The 21,725-nt window shown below is 43.1% G+C and carries 12 protein-coding genes; 8 read left to right on the top strand and 4 right to left on the bottom strand.

Annotated elements, in window-relative coordinates:
• Positions 1–1,227: 1,227 nt before the first annotated feature.
• From K429_RS0118535 to K429_RS0118520, 4 genes are all read right to left on the bottom strand, one after another.
• Positions 1,228–3,153 (bottom strand): sialate O-acetylesterase, encoded by a 1,926-nt coding sequence (locus K429_RS0118535; protein ID WP_026367866.1) that lies wholly within the window; start codon positions 3,151–3,153, stop codon positions 1,228–1,230.
• Positions 3,154–3,183: 30 nt separating this feature from the next.
• A complete protein-coding gene (locus K429_RS0118530) occupies positions 3,184–5,691 on the bottom strand; it encodes a glycosyl hydrolase 115 family protein (RefSeq protein WP_026367865.1) in 2,508 nt (835 codons plus the stop codon).
• Between the two features lie 307 nt (positions 5,692–5,998).
• Entirely contained in the window at positions 5,999–8,458 is a 2,460-nt protein-coding gene (locus K429_RS0118525; RefSeq protein ID WP_026367864.1) for a TIM-barrel domain-containing protein, read from the bottom strand.
• A 103-nt stretch (positions 8,459–8,561) separates the two neighbouring features.
• Positions 8,562–11,681 carry a two-component regulator propeller domain-containing protein gene (locus K429_RS0118520; protein ID WP_026367863.1) on the bottom strand — a complete coding sequence of 1,040 codons (3,120 nt, stop codon included), beginning with the start codon at positions 11,679–11,681 and terminating at the stop codon, positions 8,562–8,564.
• A gap of 389 nt (positions 11,682–12,070) precedes the next feature.
• Between K429_RS0118520 and miaA the strand changes: the two genes are divergently transcribed.
• The 8 genes from miaA (at position 12,071) to K429_RS0118480 (ending at position 21,646) form a co-directional block, all read left to right on the top strand.
• Positions 12,071–12,991: a tRNA (adenosine(37)-N6)-dimethylallyltransferase MiaA gene (gene miaA / locus K429_RS0118515; RefSeq protein ID WP_022210293.1), complete on the top strand. Its 921-nt coding sequence runs from the start codon at positions 12,071–12,073 to the stop codon at positions 12,989–12,991.
• Between the two features lie 79 nt (positions 12,992–13,070).
• A complete protein-coding gene (locus K429_RS0118510) occupies positions 13,071–13,997 on the top strand; it encodes a diacylglycerol kinase family protein (RefSeq protein ID WP_007212750.1) in 927 nt (308 codons plus the stop codon).
• A gap of 39 nt (positions 13,998–14,036) precedes the next feature.
• Complete coding sequence (gene kdsA / locus K429_RS0118505; protein ID WP_026367862.1) at positions 14,037–14,837, top strand: 3-deoxy-8-phosphooctulonate synthase; 801 nt, start codon at positions 14,037–14,039, stop codon at positions 14,835–14,837.
• A 103-nt stretch (positions 14,838–14,940) separates the two neighbouring features.
• Positions 14,941–17,778: a pitrilysin family protein gene (locus K429_RS0118500; RefSeq protein WP_026367861.1), complete on the top strand. Its 2,838-nt coding sequence runs from the start codon at positions 14,941–14,943 to the stop codon at positions 17,776–17,778.
• Between the two features lie 105 nt (positions 17,779–17,883).
• Complete coding sequence (locus K429_RS0118495) at positions 17,884–19,377, top strand: DUF5687 family protein (protein ID WP_007215478.1); 1,494 nt, start codon at positions 17,884–17,886, stop codon at positions 19,375–19,377.
• 8 nt (positions 19,378–19,385) lie between these two features.
• Positions 19,386–20,216, top strand: coding sequence for an ABC transporter ATP-binding protein (locus K429_RS0118490; protein WP_026367860.1), 831 nt, complete (start codon positions 19,386–19,388; stop codon positions 20,214–20,216).
• A complete protein-coding gene (locus K429_RS0118485) occupies positions 20,213–20,725 on the top strand; it encodes a C40 family peptidase (protein WP_007215476.1) in 513 nt (170 codons plus the stop codon). The genes K429_RS0118490 and K429_RS0118485 overlap by 4 nt, the downstream gene beginning before the upstream one ends.
• 36 nt (positions 20,726–20,761) lie before the next feature.
• Positions 20,762–21,646 carry a TraB/GumN family protein gene (locus K429_RS0118480; protein ID WP_007212744.1) on the top strand — a complete coding sequence of 295 codons (885 nt, stop codon included), beginning with the start codon at positions 20,762–20,764 and terminating at the stop codon, positions 21,644–21,646.
• Positions 21,647–21,725 lie beyond the last annotated feature (79 nt).

Below are 21,725 nucleotides of genomic sequence, written 5' to 3'. Positions count from 1 at the left end.
ATGCATCAGAAATGGAACATCAGACACGATCATGCTACACGTTTTTTTGATGGCATTACATCTTTCTCTTCGATGTTACATTCTTTTTTGACTGCATTTCGTAAAACAACATATCAAGCTATATATCAAACAATTACAAACAAAACAAAGAACCCTTTTTTAAGACAAAAAGAGAGCTTAAGAAATCACTTTAGAGAGAGAAAAACAGTATAATAATGAACCCAAAATATCAAGAGAAATGCAAGAAAAGACAGCGTGGTAACGTATCACAAAAAATATGTAACCCATTTGTTAAAGCTAAAAAATAACTTTCATTCATTTATTGCAGCAATACATCCATTAACACTTTTAAGCCTTTTTGATTATTTTCTATCAAGATCAGACAGGGGATGGACATATCTTTCGGAAATGAATATAAACAAGCGAAAGAAATAGTAGAAGAAAGTGCACTTGATTAGACTCACTATGCAAGGAAAGAGATCCTTGAGAATGGAGGGGTTATATGGCAAAAGAAATATGCTGACAGATAAAGATAGAGTAAAGGGAAAACCTGTCAGGCTACTTACGTAATTTGAGCAAAATGAGCAGCTTGAGCGAAATGGGCAATATGACAAAATGTAAATCGTGATGTCTGAGGTTGCTTTCTTTCGTACCATTAGTTGCCGTGATACAAAAAAAGCAAGGATTACCTGTTAGGCGAATGCAGTATGATTTGTAATGGTAAAAGGAAGCGCATTTTAGAAAGAGATTCCTTCTTATTTCGTTCTTATTAATTGCGCTTTGATCGTATTTTCTTCAAATATGATTATTTGATTCCGCCACTTATCTTCTTTGAAATAGAAGAATATTACCTGCTTTTCAGAAAGGCTACACCCTTTTTGGGTGATGGTGTCACCTTTTGGTAAGGATGGTGTAGCCTTATGGGGCAAAAGGTGTAGCCATTTCTCAAATTATATCAGCCGTTTAGGGAGAATAGATGATCTGATTGATTAGAATAGATCATGTAATGGAGCAGAATAGACCATCTGTAGCATAACAATAGATGATATGAATCAGATAAAACAAGGTTTTATCCTTCTGGAAGTAACTTTCTGATTGGGACCTTTGTTATTAATAATGAAAAAAAACAGATGTATTGCAACGAAACACATCTGTTTCACTATCTTATTGTCATATTGCACCGGGCGCGTAAATTCCGGTGTTTCTCAGTCAATCAAGTTTAGGGAATCATGGAACATCCATTTGAAACGGCGAAGCCGGAAGTCCCGCCTTATTCTTCAAATTAGCCTCTTGCGGATTATCATCCCAAGCATAGCGAACCTTTGTGGGCTGAGCAATCCCTTCACTCCAGACTATCACTTTATTGCCTTCCACGGTCGCCTCAGCCCATTTATAACGTCCGTCCGTTCCCGCCAATGCAAAACCTTTAAGTTGAGCTACAGGCATTAAATCATCCGTTCCCGCCTCAAAAGATAGAATGACCTTTCCTCCCTCAATAGCGGCGGCAGTGCACAGCGGACCACTATGAACTATATCTTTGTGCCCGTATACTTTCTTCTTGACCTGAAGCGCCACTCTCCTTGCCAGTTCCTTCTTATTCAGCGGATGAATATCATTCCACTCTCCTAAGTCTATTGCCACAACCAAAGAGGTATTAGGCAACTTCAACGTCACCTGCCGCTGTGCTTCACGCATACCTGCCCAACCACTTTCTACAGGCTGCTGATGCGTCTGCATAAAATTGGGTAGCTGCATTATAAAGAATGGCAAGTCTTCATCTGCAAATTTCACCCGCCAGTCTTTGAGCATGGCAGTCAATAAAGCTTCATATTCACCCGGACGTCCTGCATTCGATTCGCCTTGATACCACAAAGCTCCCTTAAAAGTAAGATTCCTCAAAGGAGAAATCATGGAATTATACATACCGGTCGGAATGTTCTGAAAAGATACACCTCCTCTTCCGGCAGGCATTTCACAACCCAGCCTATACTTCCACTGCTCGGACAAGCGAACCGTATCCCCATCTATCGCCATGCAATAGGGTTTACCTTTTACAAAACTGGGACGACCACCGGAATTAATAAGACGTACCGTAACCAGATTCTCTCCCGCTTTCAACACCGATGCAGGAACTTTATAAATGCGCGGCGGATATTGATAAGAAGTAGTGCCTACAAAAACACCATTCACATATACAGAGTCCGCATTTACCATACAGCCTAAACGCAATATGGCATCTTTATCAGCCTGCTCGGCTGTAAGGCGAATGTTCTGCCGGAACCAGTGCGATCCGCTTACCGGATAACCATCCTTGCTGCCCAACTGATAAGAAAACATATTCACCTCCTCCCAGTCGGAATCATTCAATTCCGGTTCATACCATTTAACCGGAGCATGAAGGCCTTCATCACCTTTATATAAAGAGAGGCTCCAGAATCTCGACATCATTCCTCCCGCTTTATTCATCAAGGCCTTGTATTCGTCGGAGTTATAGATATCCCGCTCGCGCAGGTTCTTCGGAAATGCCTGAAGCGCATCTTCACTCATCCAAGCTTCAATGGAACTTCCTCCCCAACTGGAATTAATAATGCCGACAGGAACTTTCGTCTCATTATACATCTCTATTGCAAAAAAGTAAGGTAATGCGGCATAAGACTGGGCAACCTGCGGATTCAACGCTGTCCAGTTCATTTGGGATATGTCTTCTTTGGGACCATGCAAATCATTACCATAGGGAGTCTTGACATAGCGGACCATTGAATTCTCGTAAGTAGCCGTCTCTCTACCGAACATATCCGCTACACGCGCCACCGTCAGTTCCATATTCGATTGTCCCGAGCACAACCATACATCTCCTATCAGGATATCCTTCACTGTCATTTCGTTCACTGTCAGCTCATAAGGGCCACCGGCCTTCATTGCAGGAAGTGTTACCAGCCATTTGCCATTTTCATCGGCTACTGCCGTATATTTCTTCTTCTTGAACGTGACAACCACATTCTCACCCGGATCAGCCGTTCCCCATATTTTTATGGGACGTTCACGTTGCAATACCATCCCATCCGAAAGAACGGATGGGAGTTTCACTTTAGCCTCAGCCAACACAGAACAGATGCAGGCCAGTACTATCAATAAAGCAAATCTGTATTTCATAATCTTTTTTTTAGGAGTTATGGGAGTTCCTTACAAACATTCCCTTCTCACAGAACTCTCCGGCGCTCCCAGGAAAGAAGGTTTCAAACCTCCGAAGTCAATCATTATCTTCTGCATGACAAGTGCCGGATCAAGCGGACGGATGCGCAAGGTATGCTTTTCTTTCTTATCAAGCAAATGTTTCGTTTGGGTAGTGATGATATGCTCCGCCTGCAATCTGCCAAGTTCACCTTTATAATCACCGTTGATGTTGACTATCTGTTCGTCACCGCCATCCAGTGAAACCGCATATCGCAGTCCTTTATAATCATTGAAATTCAATGTCGAAGAGAAACGTACGATAACTGTTGCTTCACCACTCTTCTCCGTTTCAAAATCATATTCCAGATACATATCTTCGCTCGGAGTAGCTGTGGAAGGCAAAGTAGTGACGGCTGACAAGGTACGTCCCAGGTTAGGGATCGTAATCCAATCAGCAGATGTACCATTTGCTGAACGGGTATAATGTTCTGCTTCAATAGATATATATCCATCCTTTTCTACAAACACAGGTGGTGCAGGAGCTATACGGGGCTCGGGTACAAAGGTCACTTTAGGCATTATATTGCGCTTCGGATCATTCCAGGATCTATATCCGATGTGAGTCTGATCCATGATATGATTCCATTTGCCCCCACTCATTACATGATTATAATGATAAGTCAGCACGGAGTCGCGCTCGAAACAAGCACGTGCCTTATCCGCCCATTTATTGGCTTTCACATCATTGACCTCTGCCAGTTTACGGTTCATTGCCACGGCATAGTACATATCATATAAGTTGGAACATGCCTGTATCGGGAAAAGTACCAGTTGGTCGAAAGCATCCCGGTATTCGGCAGGCATCAGATAATAAAGTTTCAAGGCATCTAGACACAATGCAGCGTATTCATCTTTTACACTTTGCCATTCGTTATAATTTTCCAGGCTGTAAGTCCGGTCATTCAACATTTCCGGAGTAACCCTACGGTTGTATTTAGTATAAGTGTCGATCAGACGAGCCGCTTCTTCGGCATAGTATCCGCCAAATTGCTGACGACAGAAATCCACCGTATGCTGAAACAGATTATTTTCATTGAAACGTTTCGGTTCCCAGGCCATATCTAAAAAGCAGGTGATGGGATATTCCATCGGCTTCAAGTCACCTACGTTCACCACCCACAATTCGCGCACGCCATAGTCATAGGTCAGCATCATCTGCTCCCACGTGCGTTGTATCTGAGTAATATTTATCCATTTGGAGTTACGGGGAGCCCCTACATAGTCGAAATGATAATACATGCCGTAACCACCTTTACGAGGCTTCGCTTTCAAGTCGGGCAATTTACGTACATTGCCCCAGTTGTCATCACAGAGCAGCAACGTTACATCGTCGGGCACTCGCATACCTTTATCATAATAATCCTGCACTTCCTTATAAAGCGCCCATACCTGCGGAGTTTCTTTAGCCTTCTTACCGGTTACCTTCTCTATGATTTTCCGCTGATCTTTCACGATATTCTGCAACAAGGAGATATTGGCATCTTCGCTCATCGGTTCATCGCCGTCGCCACGCATGGCAAGGGTGATCACCGCTTCCCAATCCTTGCAGCGTTCCATCCCCTGCTGCCAAAAGTCGCGCAACACGACACCGTTCGTAGTGTAATTCCACTCTCCTTTTCCACGACGTTTCCAGTCCTTTTGAGCCTGTCCCATCGGTTCATGATGGGAAGTACTCATCACAATTCCCATCTCGTTGGCCAACGGACCGTTCATCGGGTCATCATCGTAGAAAGCACTGTTCCACATGGCAGGCCACATAAAATTTCCTTTGAGGCGAAGCACCAGTTCGAACACCGTTTCGTAGAACTTACTATTGAACCCACCAAAGGTAGCAGACGCCCAGCCGCCTAAGCTGGGCCATTCATCATTCAGGAAAATACCGCGGTACTTCACTGCCGGTTCACCATCGGTATATACACCTTCTTTAATAGATATAATATCATGCTTCTCCACCGGAACATCTGCCCAGAAATACCAGGGAGAGACACCCATCTGCCGGGAAAGCTCGTAAATACCGTAAATAGTTCCCCGCTTGTCACTACCAGCAATGACAATTGCCTCTTCTACTCCTTCCACGGGCTGCTTCACCGTCTGAAGAATGTACTTCTCACGTTTCCCTTTCAAATCTGCAGCTGGGATCTTTCCTGCCTGCACCAGCTGTTTGATCCAGGAACTATTTTCAACAGAACCGACAATCAGCATACGATTACCGGATGGGGAATAAATAATTTCCGGAGTAGCGCCTGTCACTTTACCTGCATCTGTCTGCAAATTGGCAACAGCCCTCAGTACACCTTTATCTTCCTGCGAGTCTACCAGTATCGGATACGCCTTTCCTTGCTGTATCCAGGTAAAACCATTACTCTCATTTGTCACAAAACGCTCTGCCGCCGACAAAGAGGGAAGTAACATGAAACTTACTAAACAATAAAAAATCCAACTAATTCTTGTTTTCATGGTAAGATACTTTTTAATTAACCTTCGTTTTGTACAAAGATAGTTCATTACAAAGTACTTTTCGAATCTTCGTGTTCCCATTTGCTACGGTCAATGTTACATCCCGTCTTTTCATGTTACATAAACTTACATTGATGTAACATTCGCTCAAAAAATGGCTCTGGTCGGCCCTAAAACTGCATCTTACCTTTGATTTACCTCCATCACTCATGTCCCCTGGCCTTGGCCTATCATCAATGCCGATGATGCCCACCATCAATACCATTGATGATAGGCATCACACTCAAAGTAAAGTTACTCCATCTGGTCAGAGTTTTACCGTCACCTTCTTTCCTGTATAAGTAACCGTCTTACTGTTACCGTCCACTGTCTTCACCGTAAACTGGCGTTTTTCAAGCATGCCGTTATATTTTCCCTTGCGTGCACCGATAGTGAGCGTACGGGAAGCATTATTCCATGTCATAGGAATTTCCGTATATGCTCCTGATTCATAGTTATAATTATCAAATTCATCTTCGTAAAGGGTGAAACTGCCATTAGCACCTGCATACACTTTCAACTCAAGATTATCCCAGGTTTTTTCTGTCGCATATTGCACATCGGGGCCGATGGGAACAATACTTCCGGCTCTGACGTAAAGTGGAATCATATCAATAGTCGTTTCTCTTGATATTTCCTGGCCGCCATCATATTTCTCATTAGTCCAGAAATCATACCATACAGTACCTGCGGGCAGATAAACCTTTGCAGTTTTCTTTGTAGTGAAGTCTACTGTCATGCTGCCTTTGCTCTTATTTTTATTGTCATCCCTGTCCCAGCCTGTCTCTTCCGATGCAGTAGCTGCCACTTCCGGAGTATATTGCGCTTCCACAATCGGAGCCACCAGGATGGACTTGCCAAACATATATTCGTCATTCATGTCCCACACCTTCTTGTCATCGGCAAAATCCATCATCAACGCACGCATAAAGCTTGACTGCTTATTGGTGACCTGCCAGGAAGTAGAATATATATAAGGTAACAGAGAATAACGCAAACGGATAGCTTTTTCGATAGCATCGTAAATGGGTTCTCCTTTCTTTCCAAACTGATAAATCTCTCTCGGAGCTTCCGTTCCGTGCGAACGCATCATCGGATTGAACGCTCCAAACTGTACCCAGCGTACGTATAATTCCTGATAGGACGGATTCTTTGTAGCCGATCCATCATTCCATCCCTTGTTGTAATGGCCTAAGAAAAAGCCCCCGATATCACTATTGAAGTTGGGATTTCCCGTAAGGGTAAAGTTCAGCCCGGCAGGTATCTGTTTACGCAATGATTCCCAAGTAGAAACGATATCACCCGACCATACATTACATCCGTAGCGCTGCTGCCCAGCAAATCCTGAACGGGTAAGAATAAACACACGCTTGTCTGAAGTAGTAGCGCGTTGGTGATCATAAACACCACCTACGGCCATCAACGGATAGGCACTGCGTACTTTGCGGAATGAACCTAAATAGGTAGGTGTATCAAAATCTTCGGGTTTTGCATCCAGATGATCTGGTTCGGTGGAGTCCATCCACCAACCGTCCATACCCAAATCATAGAGGCGGGTCAGATGTTTCCAGTAAATATCACGTGCAACGGGGCTGTAGGCATCATAAACTCTCACGCCCGACAGATAGTCTTCTCTGGGAGGCCACGTATCAGTGCCTGCAAGAGGCCAAGTCCTAAAATTAAACAATAGTCCTTTTTCATTCAGCTCCTTATAAGGCTTGGTCTGTGGACCGAATGAAGACCAGATCGTGATAATCATGTGCGCATTCTTTGCATGAATCTCATCCAGCATCTGCTGGGGATTATAGTAATTACCATCCAAAAATTCCATTGCATTCCACAAGTAGTTACTACCCCAGTACTGCCAATCCTGCACGATACCATCCAAGGGAATCTGTAATTCACGGTATTTGTTCAGTACGCCCAGTACTTCATTCTGACTTTTATAACGCTCTTTGCTCTGCCAGTAGCCATACGTCCACAAAGGGAACATGGGTACTTGTCCGGTAAGAGTACGCATTTGGGCAACTACGCCATCGGCATCTCCACCATACATGAAATAGTAGTCTGTGCAATCACCAACTTCCGATTCAAATGAAGTCTCATTCTCATCATCAGCAAAGTTAGTCGGAGAATAGTTATCCCAGAAAAGACCATAGCCTTTCACGGACTGGAAGAAGGTGATTCCGTCTTCCACATTGCCCGGCATCAGATACTTCCGTTGGTTACGTTGCGACATTTTTCCATTCTGAAGTATTCCTAATCCATATATAGCCTCCTCTTTTTCAAGCATAAAGGCCTGGCGAACTTTATAAGTGCCCTTATCGGCTTTGCCCTTATTCGGATAAAAAGAAGGGGTTCCCTTTTCTGCCAGTAATTCGTTGTTTTTTGTATCGGTGAAGCGTACCGTTCCATCGGTCTTGTTTAAAGTAACAATCATATCAGACGTTTTCAATCTGACATCATCTCCCTGTTCCTTAAAATCAATCTTAGTTTGTTCCGGCACCAATGTTACGGAAAGACTTTCTTTGTCCGGCATCTGATCCTTTACCGAAGGATACTTCACTATACGGACAATAGAAGGAGAATAAAAAATAACTTCTGCATTGAAGTTTCCTTCCGCCACATTTACCTTTACACCCTGTGGCGTCCTATTCACATTTTGCGCCATCAGTAAACCGGATATTAAAAGAAATATACCGGTAATTCCTACTTTTACTTTTCTCATGATATTTCATTTAAAAATTGAATTATGAGGGCAAAAGTAGCCTGAAGCCTATAAAACACGTGGTACAAATGTTGCAAGAAGCAACAATCTCGTTGAAATGTGACTATTTCGGTTGTTCTTTCAGACTATTAACGTACTGCAAAGGACGCATACCAAACTCTTCCTGAAAACATTTACTCAGATAACTGGATGTACTGAATCCAACCCGGTCAGCAACTTCGGCCACCGTATGTCCTTCTTCCAAAAGTTGTGCGGCACGTTTCAGACGAATGGAACGGATAAAATTTGTCGGTGTCTTTCCTACCACTGAAACCAGTTTTCGATACAGCCCCGTGCGATCCATTCCCATGTCCCGACTCAATACCTCTACTGAATACTCGGGATTGTCTAGATTCTGTTCTACAAATTTCAAAGCCTTACGAAGAAACAATTCATCGGCCGCCGATAGCAAGGAGTTGTCCGGCGCAGCTTCCGGAGTTGCTTTCAGTTGTTCTTTCCTTTTCTCCTGTTGTTCCAGCAACTGGCGCATATTCATCAACAGTTCTTCCAAAGCCAATTCATTTTCAGCAGGCGACAGAGGGGACAGGACTCCTTCCGAAAGCTGGTCAACCAGTTCTTTCAACTCTACGGCATTATTCTGTATTTCCTTCAATTGCAGTTTGGTTCTGCCTTCATCCGTATGTTTTAAAATGGTATCCAAGGGAGAGATTATACGACTAATAGGTTCTGCCAGTTCCTGATTGATGTTTTGCAGGAAAGTGGACTTCATTTCATCCAGTTTCTCTCTTTGTTCACGTACCAGTTTTCGGCGTTTGCGTCGTATATATACAAAAACTAGGGCGATCAAGCTTCCCGTTGCGAACAGGAAATAAGAGAGATAAGCATAAGTGGTTTTCCAAAACGGAGCTTTTACGGTTATTTCAATTTCCGCATATTTTCCCGTCCACGACTCACTATTATCAGCGGCTTGCACTCTGAAAGTGTAAGTGCCAGGCGGCAAGTCAGTATAAGTGGCAGTACCCTTACCATCGGAAGAGCGGATTTCCCGTTCCGAATAGTCAATACCCGTCAGTTGGTAACGATAATAGGTCTGTGTGGGATTGATATAATTCAAGGCAGAAAACTCTAAAGTGAAAAAGTTCTGATCATAGTTCAGGATAATCTCTTTGGTCAAGGTTATAGGGCGTTGAAGTATCCTGTTACCATGATACATTTTTCCACTTTCCACACGTTCACCAAACAGATCAAAGCCCACGAATAAAGGTGCGGCATACGCCCGCTCCATTGTGGTATGAAGCGGAACAAACTTATTAAATCCATTAATACCACCCCAGTAGAGAGTTCCATCTTCTGCGACAAAAGAGGACCGCTCGCAGAATTCATCCGTAATCACACCATCGTACCGATTGAAATTAGCAAACGAATATCGTATCTGTTCTCCCTCTCCTGTTACAGTGATACGTGTTATCCCGTTAGAAGTAGATACCCAGATAGCATGATCTTGTGTTTGAATGATGGAACGGATAGAGTTATTGACCAAGCCGTCCATGGTATGAAACGTTTTTTGTTGTCCGGTAGCTGTGTTGCAAAGCAACAACCCATCTTCCAGACCAATCCAAACTTGCTTTTGTCGGTCTACAAAGATGGAAGTACACACATGAAAACTGGGGTTAAAGGTATATTCTTTTTGGGTACAATCATAAACAAACCAACCTTTCCGTGTAATGCCTGCTAAACGATCCTTCCCCAAAGATGCCAATTGGTAGACAGTCAAATTCTCCGTCTGAGGTAGTCCCTGCTCCTTTTCATATTGTCCGGTTTCGGGAGTAAATGTACCGAAACCCTGGTTTTCAGTACATAAATACAGAGTTCCGTCCGGTTGCTCCATAATGGAATGAATTGTCTGGCCGGACAACGGATAATGTCTGGTTTCTCCATCCGGCAGCATACAATAAAGTCCCTGTCCGACACTTCCCAACCAAGTACGTTGCCGACTGTCCTTAAACAGGGTATTGCAATTGACTGTGGACAATTCCTTGGAATATAAGTTTATGTCTCCATTAGAAAGATGATAGGAGAATAGTCCTTTCCGGGTCCCCACCCACATATTCTCCTGGTTTTGTGTTGCAATGCAAGTTACATAAAGATTCATATTTTCCGTAACGGGAAACAATGTCCTGCCAATATTCTGAAAACGGAAACGGTCCGGATGATAATACAGGATTCCCCGGTTCAAGGTCCCTACCCACATGCCACCTTGGCTGTCATTGTAAAGCGTACTCACTTCTGTATTTATATTGCGTCCGTCCACTAATTTCAAGGTTGGTATATATTGTTTTCTTTCCAGCCCCGCATCTATATTCCATAATCCTTTATGACAACTAATCCATATGCTTCCGTCTTTATCAACAGACAGGTAATTCAGCCAATAGCTTGTCTGCAACACGATGTTCCATTTTCTTCTTTCTACATCATAAGCCAACATTACCCCGCCTCTGTTACCATTGCATAACTGGTAGAAAGTATTCGTTCCCGGCACTACGTAAGATGTATTCCCATACACTCCTTCAGGAAGTTCATCCGACAGTTTCTGCCGATATATTTCCTTTTGTGACTCCATAGCGTAACAAATCAATAAACCGGAACGATAGAACAGATATAAGTTCCCGTCCAACACCCCAAGATCATAAACCTGATCGGTGGTATCTCCAATCAATGAAACACGATTCAGAAAAGTACTTGCCTGCAGAGTTGTCTTATCTATGCGTACCAAATCATCCTTATCCGTTATGACCCATAAATTCTTTGTCTTATCCATGAAAAAATCCTTCATCGGAGTATCTATCCCCCATAAAGCCAGCAAACTGTCCGGTCGCTCAATAAAACATTCACGTCCTATATCCACCACCATCAGTTGGCGTTGATTTTTAAGCCACATATATCCGTGAGCATCTATATATTCGTGATGAAATCCGGAATAGTCTGATAAACGGCAGATATCTTCCCGATCATAGTGCAGGTAACTGAAATTAGTACCGTCATATAAGTTCAGTAATCCTTCCGTAGTTATCATCATGCGCCCGTCCGGCAACTGAGTGATATTGCGCACCTTATTTCCGGACAATCCATGCGTTCCGTTAATTGGAGTAAAGACACAATGCTTTTCCGCAATACCGGATAGTGGAAAAATCAACAGAAGTAGCAGAATCAATATGTATTTCATAGCTTGGCATATACTTTTAGTATTGCAAATATACATCTTTATCACCATATAAATGAGGTATGAATGAAATGAATATTTCAATATTGAAGAGATGAGGTATAGACATAAAAAAAGGAGTACCGCTGTACTCCAACCTTTGTTAACCTTAAATCTAATACTATGAAAAACACAGTGCAAAGGTACGCACTTTTTTGAAAGTAGCAAGTTCCGTGTGCGAAAACAACGCATTTATAACACCATTTAAGAGAAGGCATTCTCTTTTTCACTTCCTTTTTCATATTTAGCTTTAAAACGAAGACAAGCTGCACTTTAGCATTAAAAATAATCAAGCTTATTTTGTATTGCTTTCGGTTTGCATTATCTTTGTAGAAAAATAATCAAAACGACTTATGCCTGACTATGATTTGATAGCTATATTAGGTCCTACCGCTTCCGGTAAAACTCCTTTCGCCGCAGCACTGGCAGATGTTCTTGACACAGAAATCATCAGTGCAGATTCCCGGCAAATCTACCGTGGTATGGATCTCGGTACAGGTAAAGACCTGGTAGACTACACTGTAAATGGTAAACCAATCCCCTATCATCTGATTGATATTGCCGACCCGGGTTATAAATACAATGTTTTTGAATATCAGCGTGATTTTCTGATAGCGTACGAGACTATTAAACAAAAAGGGAAACTTCCCGTTTTGTGTGGAGGTACCGGTATGTATCTGGAATCCGTATTGAAAGGCTATAAGTTGCTGCCAGTTCCCGAAAACCCGGAGTTACGTGCACGCCTTGCCGATAAATCCCTGGAAGAACTGACTGAGATGCTGAAGCAATACAAAGCCCTGCATAATACTACAGATGTCGACACCGTAAAACGAGCGATCCGGGCCATTGAGATAGAAGAATATTATGCACATACACCGGTAGACGAACGGGAGTTCCCGAAACTGAACAGCCTTATCATTGGTGTAGATATAGACCGGGAATTACGCCGTACGAAGATATCCAACCGCCTGCGTCAACGTCTGGACGAAGGGATGGTAGATGAAGTACGACGCCTGATAGAACAGGGTATCCAACCAGATGATCTTATCTATTATGGCCTGGAATACAAGTACCTGACTCTGTACGTTATCGGCAAATTGACATACGAAGAGATGTACAGGGAACTGGAGATTGCTATTCATCAGTTTGCCAAACGGCAGATGACCTGGTTCCGGGGAATGGAACGACGCGGCTTTACTATCCATTGGATGGATGCCGGGCTGCCTATGGAAGAAAAGATTGCTTTTGTACAAGCGAAACTCGAAGGGAATTAGTATCTTTGGGGCAACAAAGACAAAGACTGCGGGGAGAGTACAAAAATGATTATGTAGGACTTTACTAAGAGATAACAATATGAGCGTAGAACCCGAAAAGTGGGGAGTGATATACAATCCCAAAGCCGGCACGCGGAAAGTGCAGAAACGGTGGAAAGAAATCAAAGAATATATGGACAGCCGAGGCGTGTCTTATGACTATGTGCAGTCTGAAGGGTTCGGATCTGTGGAACGTTTAGCCGGCATTCTTGCCAATAATGGATACCGCACCATTGTTGTGGTGGGCGGTGATGGAGCACTAAACGACGCCATCAACGGTATCATGTCGTCCAATGCAGAAGATAAAAGAGAAATCGCCATAGGTATCATTCCCAACGGTATCGGAAATGACTTTGCCAAATACTGGGAAATGACTTCGGAATACAAAGATGCCGTAGATTGCATCATAAATAACCGACGCCGGAAGATAGACGTCGGATTTTGCAACTATTACGATGGTGAAAAGCATGTAACACGCTATTTCCTCAATGCAATCAACATTGGTTTAGGAGCCCGTATCGTGAAGATTTCCGACCAGACCAAACGTTTCTGGGGAGTGAAATTCCTGTCCTATCTCATGGCCCTCATCTCACTTTTTTTTGAACGGAAGCTCTACCGGATGCATCTCAAAATAAACGGAGAACACATCCGGGGACGTATCATGACGGTATGTATTGGCAGTGCATGGGGATACGGACAAGCACCAAGTGCCGTGCCGTATAACGGTTGGCTCGATGTATCCGTTATCTATCGTCCGGAGCTGTTACAACTCGTATCAGGACTGTGGATGCTTATCCAGGGACGTATTCTGAATCATAAAGTCGTGATGCCTTACCGTACCCAGAAAGTAAAAGTACTACGTGCACAAAATGCTTCGGTGGACTTGGACGGACGTATTCTCGACCGGCATTTTCCACTGGACATCGGAATTATGCATGAAGCGATAACATTGATTATACCCAACTAAGAATAACGATTAACGTTAAGCACTATACACTAATTACTTATGATTGAATTAAAGAATAATCCTGCCAGAAATTTCTTTTTATTGGCAGGTCCTTGTGTGATTGAAGGAGAAGAGATGGCAATGCGTATTGCCGAACGTGTGGTAAATATCACGGAGAAATTACAAATACCTTATGTATTTAAAGGCTCTTATCGCAAGGCCAACCGTTCACGCCTGGATTCATTTATGGGAATAGGCGATGAAAAAGCGTTGAAAGTGTTACAGAAAGTACACGATACTTTTGGTGTGCCTACTGTTACAGATATACATTCTGCAGAAGAAGCCGCAATGGCCGCCGAATATGTAGATGTACTGCAAATACCAGCATTCCTTTGCCGCCAGACAGACATTCTGATAGCTGCTGCAAAAACAGGAAAGGTGGTTAACATCAAAAAAGGACAGTTCCTGTCTCCACTCGCCATGCGCTTTGCTGCAGAAAAGGTAGTAGAAGCCGGAAATAAGGAAGTTATGATTACCGAACGTGGAACAACTTTCGGATATCAAGACCTTGTTGTAGACTACCGTGGCATTCCTGAAATGCAAACCTTCGGTTATCCGGTCATTCTGGATGTTACACATTCTCTGCAACAACCCAATCAGACAAGTGGAGTGACAGGTGGTATGCCACAGCTTATTGAAACCGTTGCCAAAGCCGGTGTTGCGGTTGGTGTAGACGGATTGTTTATTGAAACACATGAGCACCCCGAAATAGCCAAAAGCGATGGTGCCAATATGCTGAAGCTCGATTTACTGGAAGGACTACTGACGAAACTGGTACGAATTCGTGAGGCGATAAAATGATAATTTGCTAAATTATCATTCATATAAAAAATATATCCTTCCTGTGATTTCTCCTCTCCCTCTTCGACAAATAGGTCAAGAAACAATTTTAATTTTCATCAACATGAAACATTTATTTCACAGTTTACTGGCAGTAGCATTCGTTCTATGTGCCGGTTTCCAACAAGCGGTAGCGCAGCAAATGCAGTTTCCGCCCCTTCCCGTGGACAAAAATGTCCGTATCGGCCAATTAGACAATGGCCTGACGTATTACATACGCCACAACAAATTACCCGAAAATCGGGCTGAGTTCTATATTGCCCAGAAAGTAGGTTCCATTCTTGAAGAACCGCAACAACGCGGACTTGCCCACTTCTTGGAGCACATGGCCTTCAACGGTACTAAGAATTTCCCCGGTGATGATAAAGGCCTCGGCGTCATCCCTTGGTGCGAAACCGTAGGTATCAAATTTGGTACTAACTTAAATGCTTATACCAGCATAGACGAAACTGTTTACAACATCAGTAATGCTCCGATTGACCGCACCGGTGTATTGGACTCCTGTCTGCTGATCCTGCACGACTGGTCTAACTATATCCTACTCAAAGACGATGAAATCGACAAAGAACGTGGTGTGATCCGTGAAGAATGGCGCAGCCGCAACAGTGGTATGTTGCGCGTCTACACTGACCTGCTCCCAACTATATATCAGGGTGACAAATATGCAGATTGTATGCCTATCGGCTCTATTGATGTAATCAACAACTTCCCTTATAAAGATATCCGCGATTACTATCACAAATGGTATCGTCCTGATCTGCAAGGTATCGTTATTGTAGGTGATATCGATGTAGACACCGTAGAAGCTAAACTAAAGGCAGTATTCGCCGATGTACAAAAACCGGTAAATCCGGCAGAACGCACTTACTATCCTGTTACTGATAATAAGGAACCCATCGTAGCTATCGGTACAGATAAGGAAGTAGACGACCCGTCAATTGAGATTTACTTCAAGCAAGATGCGACTCCTGATTCAGAAAAGAATAATGTAGGCTACCTTGCTTCACAATATATGACGAGCATGATCAGTAGTATGTTGAACGCCCGCCTGAGCGAATTGGTGCAAAGTGCCAACCCACCGTTTACCCGTGCAAGCAGTTACTATAGCGACTTCTTTGTCGCCAAAACCAAAGAAGCCTTCGCACTTTCTGCCTCAAGTAAAGCCGACGGCATTGAAACAGCTTTGAAAACCTTACTACAAGAGACTGAACGTGCACGTCGCTTCGGCTTTACCGAATCAGAATATGCACGCGCACGCGCCAACTATTTGCAGAGTTTAGAGTCTGCCTACAACGAACGCGAAAAGACCAAGCACGGTTCTTACGTAAGAGAATATGTACAGAACTTCTTGAATGGCGAGCCTATCCCGGGGATTGAAGCTGAGTACGCTATGATGAACCAACTGGCTCCTAACATTCCCTTACAGGCCATGAATATGGTAATGCAGCAACTCGTTCCGGATAGCAATCAAGTAGTTATAATTGCCGGTCCTGCAAAAGAAGGCTTGAAATACCCGACAAAAGAAGAAGTTATCAACTTACTGAAAGGTATGAAAGATCTCGACCTGCAAGCATACGTAGACAAAGTATCTGACGAACCGCTGATGAAAGAAGCTCCGAAAGGTGGTAAAATCATTTCTGAGAAAGAAGGCGATATCTATGGTAGTACAAAATTAGTTCTTTCAAATGGTGTAACTGTCTATGTAAAGAAGACTGATTTCAAAGCTGATGAAATCCGCATGAAAGGTACCAGTCTGGGTGGTAAATCCATTTTCCCCGACAAAGACGCACTGAACTTTGCCGTTATGGACAACGTAATAGCTGTAGGTGGTTTGGGTAACTTCAGCCAAGTGGACTTGACGAAAGTACTGGCTGGCAAGAAAGTTTCCGTCAATGCCGGTCTGGGTGCTACCACTGAGAATGTATTCGGTACCTGCTCACCAAAAGATTTTGAAACTATGATGCAGCTGACATATCTCACCTTCACCGCTCCCCGTAAAGATGCGGAAGCATTCGAATCTTTTAAAAACCGTATGAAAGCCCAATTGGAAAGTGCGCAGGCAAATCCTCTTTCTTCTATAAACGACTCTTTACAGAAAGCAATGTACAATAATCACCCGCGTGTAGTAATGATGAAACCGGAAATGGTGGATCAGATTGATTACGACCGTATTCTGGAAATGTACAACGACCGTTTCAAAGATGCCAGCGACTTTACATTCTACTTTGTCGGAAACATTGACCTTGAAACTGCCAAACCACTGATTGCCGAATACTTAGGTGCACTGCCTGCCATCAATCGCAAAGAGACCTTCAAAGATACGAAGATGAGTATACGCAAAGGTGTGTACAAAAATGAATATGCCAAAGAGCAACAAACTCCTACAGCAACCATCGTATTCCTGTACAGCGGTAAAGCTCCTTATACTCTAAAGAATGACATTTTGCTGAGCTTTGCAACTCAGGTTCTTGATATGGTTTATACTGAAGAAGTACGCGAAAAAGAAGGTGGTACATATGGTGTAAACTGTTTTGGCGACTTACAGAAGTATCCGAAAGAACAATTATTGTTGCAGATTGTCTTCCAGACCGATCCTGCTAAGAAAGATAAACTGGCAGGTATTGTAGTAGATGAGTTGAAGAAACTTGCAGCCGAAGGACCGTCAGACGTACACTTGCAGAAAGTAAAAGAGTACATGCTGAAGAAGTATGCCGACAACCAGAAAGAAAACGGATACTGGATGAATAATCTGAACGATTACTTCTATTATGGCATGGATATGACAGAAGGATACACGGATATCGTAAATAGCATCATAGCTAAAGATATTCAAAAGTTTGTATCTGACCTGTTGAAACAAGGAAATGAAATCGAGGTAACCATGACGGTACCCAACAAATAGTGATAAAGGATAAGTGATTAGTGATAAGCGAGTGCATTCTTACTTATTACTAATCACTACCTTCCAATCACTCCATTAATCACTAACAACTAATCACTAAACAGCATGAATCTATTTCTTGAGCTACGCAGACACGGAAAGTTAGCTGAAAAGCGGCATCCGATGTACGAGAAAAGTAAGTTCGGAAAGTTTTGGATGTACTTCATGAGTGTATTCTGGGCAGGGTATCTCATTTTCTTCGGAACAACATTCGCTTTCGCCTTCGACGGAGGCGCCAAAGAAGCCTATCACGTAATGAACAGCGGCCTGATCTTCATACTCGCCCTGGACTTCCTTTTGCGGTTACCCTTCCTGAAAACACCGACACAGGAAGTTAAACCATACTTACTGCTCCCCATCAAAAGGAGTCGTCTTATCGACTTCCTGCTCCTACGCTCGGGACTTAACAGCTTTAATTTGCTTTGGCTCTTCCTGTTCGTTCCGTTCGCTATTATCACTGTTACCAAATTTTATGGAATAGGAGGTGTATTGACCTACTGCATTGGTATTTGGTTGCTCATCGTATTCAATAATTACTGGTATCTGCTATGTCGTACGCTGATGGACGAACGCATCTGGTGGGTTCTCTTGCCGATAGTCGTATACGGAGGTATTGCAGCTGCACTTTTCGTTCCAGATGACAGTCCGTTATTCGGTTTCTTCATTGATCTGGGTGAAGGATTTATCACGGGAAACATACTCACATTTATCTGTGTCCTGGTAGCCATTTCCCTTATGTGGTTCATCAACCGGAGCATTATGCAAAAACTGGTCTACAATGAACTGAATAAAACAGAAGACACTACCGTTCAAGTAAAAACAGTATCCGAATACAAGTTCCTGGACCGTTATGGCGAAATAGGCGAATACATCCGACTGGAGTTGAAATTGCTACTACGCAACAAGGTGTGCAGGAAGTCACTTTATTCCGTTACCGCTATAGTACTGATTTTCAGTCTTACCATCAGTTTTTCTGATATTTACGATGGTGGCTCCCGCGACTTCTTCGTACTTTACAACTATATCATCTTCGGAATTCTGTTCCTCTCTCCGCTGATGAGCTACGAAGGCAACTACATTGACGGACTGATGAGCCGCAAGGAGTCCATCTATTCATTGTTGCGTGCCAAATACATCTTGTACAGCATCGCACTCATCATCCCGTTTGTGCTGATGATACCGGGTATGGTGACGGGTAAAGTATCTGTACTGGAATGCACCGCTTGGATTATATTCGTTCCGGGTGCCGTATACTTCTGTCTGTTTCAGTTGGCAGTGTATAACAACAAGACGCTTGACCTTAATGCCAAAATGACTGGACGGCAAAATGTGGGTACCGGTTTGCAGAACCTCATTGCAGGAGGTGCATTCGGAGTGCCGTTGCTACTATTCTTCGTACTGAATGCGACGGTGGGCAAAGAAGTAACCCCATGGATTCTCTTAGTTGTCGGCATACTATTCATCGCAACTTCAAGATGGTGGCTACGGAATGTATATCATCGCTTTATGAAGCGCCGATATAAGAATATGGAAGGATTTCACGATAGTAGACAAAAATAATAACGAATATGATAGAGATTAACCAACTTCAAAAAAACTTCGGCGAAAAGAAAGCCGTAGATATCGAGAAATATAGCATCTACCAGGGCGATATGTTAGGATTGGTAGGCAACAATGGTGCGGGTAAGACTACCCTCTTCCGTCTGATACTGGACCTGCTACAGGCAGATCTGGGAAATGTGACAATCAATGACATCGATGTATCCAAAAATGAAGACTGGAAACAATTCACAGGTGCTTTCATCGATGATGGTTTCCTGATTGATTACCTCACTCCCGAAGAATATTTCTACTTCATCGGTAAAATGTACGGTCTGAAAAAAGAAGAGGTAGACGAACGTCTGCTTCCATTTGAACGCTTCATGAGTAACGAAGTCCTCGGACAAAAGAAATTCATCCGTAACTTCTCTGCCGGAAACAAGCAGAAAATAGGTATTATCTCCGCCATGCTGCATCATCCGCAATTGCTGATCCTGGATGAACCGTTCAATTTCCTTGATCCGAGTTCACAGTCCATCATCAAGCACCTGCTGAGAAAATACAATGAAGATCACCATGCCACAGTCATTATTTCAAGTCATAACCTGAACCATACGGTGGATGTGTGTCCGCGTATTGCTCTGATGGAGAATGGAGTGATTATCCGTGATATTCAGAATGAGAATAACTCGGCAGAAAAGGAGCTTGAAGACTATTTTAATGTCAGAGTAGAAGAAGAAATTGAAGAAGAGAAAATGGAAATGACGGCTCAGGAAACAGCAATTCAAGAAGTGCCAGTTCAGGAAACGCCCGTTCAGGAAACAATTGTTCAACCGGAAGAGAAAGAGGAACAAGCATGAAGAAATACCTCTCTTATATAGTTGCACTTATTGGACTGACCTTTAGTTTAAGTTCTTGCCATACATCAGCACCTCGTCTCGACTACAAAGCGCTGGCAAAAGCTTCTGTCCGCATGGGAATAGACATAAATAAGGAAGATAACCACAAATTGTACATAGCCTCTGCGGAGTGGATAGGTGTCCCCTACCGCGCAGGCGGTGACAACAAACGCGGAACAGATTGTTCCGGACTGGTATCACAACTCTATAAGCAGGTATACAACATCCGTTTATCCAGAAGCACCGATGAGCAACTCAAAGAAAGCAATAAAGTCTCCCGTCGCAACCTGCGTGAGGGAGATTTGGTGTTTTTCACCAGTCGTGCGTCCAAGAAAAGAGTGGCCCATGTAGGTATCTATCTTAAAAATGGGAAATTCATACATGCCAGCACAAGTAAAGGAGTTATTGTCAGCAGTCTCAACGAGCAATACTACACGCAATACTGGCTTCGCGGAGGACGAGTAAAATAATAAGCAATATTCAAATGAACTCTAAATAGAAAAATAATGAAAAAGATTTTAGGTATTCTCCTTTTTATCGGCATCGCACTGAATGCCAATGCGCAGTTACTCTGGAAAATATCCGGTAACGGCCTGGAAAAGCCCTCATACATTTTAGGAACGCACCATTTAGCTCCGCTAAGCATAAAAGACAGCATTGCCGGCTTGCCACAGGCAGTAGACGGGACTTCACAAGTATATGGAGAAGTAGTTATGTCCGAAGCAATGTCTCCTGAATTCATGCAAACGATGCAGCAAAACATGATGATGGCGGGAGACACGACCCTTCAAGTTCTCTTCACCCCCGAACAATATGAGTTAGTAGGTAAGGCTGTAAAAGAAAACCTGATGGCGGATATTGCCATGTTAGCTAAAATGAAACCGGCTTTCATCACCCAGCAATTGACTCTTATTTTATGTATGAAGCATTTGGGTGGTTTCAATCCACAAGAACAACTGGATACTTACTTCCAACAACAAGCTATACAGAGTGGCAAGAAAGTAGGCGGTTTGGAAACTCCGATATCACAAATCAACGTACTGCTCAATAGTCAGACATTGCAACGCCAGGCAAATCTGCTTTACTGTTTAGTAAGTGACATCGATAAAGCTATGGATCAAACCAAACGCTTGAACAATGCCTATAAAGCTCAAAACCTGGACGAAATGTTGAAACTGATGGAAGAGCGTGACGGCAACTCTTGTGACCCTCAACCGGGAGAAATGGAAGATCTGTTAGACAACCGCAACAAAGCCTGGATTGAGAAGATGCCTTCAATCATGAAAGAAATCCCTACTCTCTTTGTAGTGGGTGCAGGACATCTGCCAGGAACAAATGGGGTATTGAAGCTATTGAAAGAAAAAGGTTATACAGTGGAACCTATGAAATAAAATACTATAAATTCTCTCTTTACTAACATTACCTAAACACGAAAACAATGAAAATATCGGGTGATCGCAAGTGGTTTGT

Source organism: Bacteroides sp. 14(A) (assembly GCF_000526555.1).
Classification (GTDB): Bacteria; Bacteroidota; Bacteroidia; order Bacteroidales; family Bacteroidaceae; genus Bacteroides; species Bacteroides cellulosilyticus.
The sequence above is the reverse complement of the archived record's forward strand: the minus strand, read 5'-3'. Positions and strand labels throughout refer to the sequence as shown.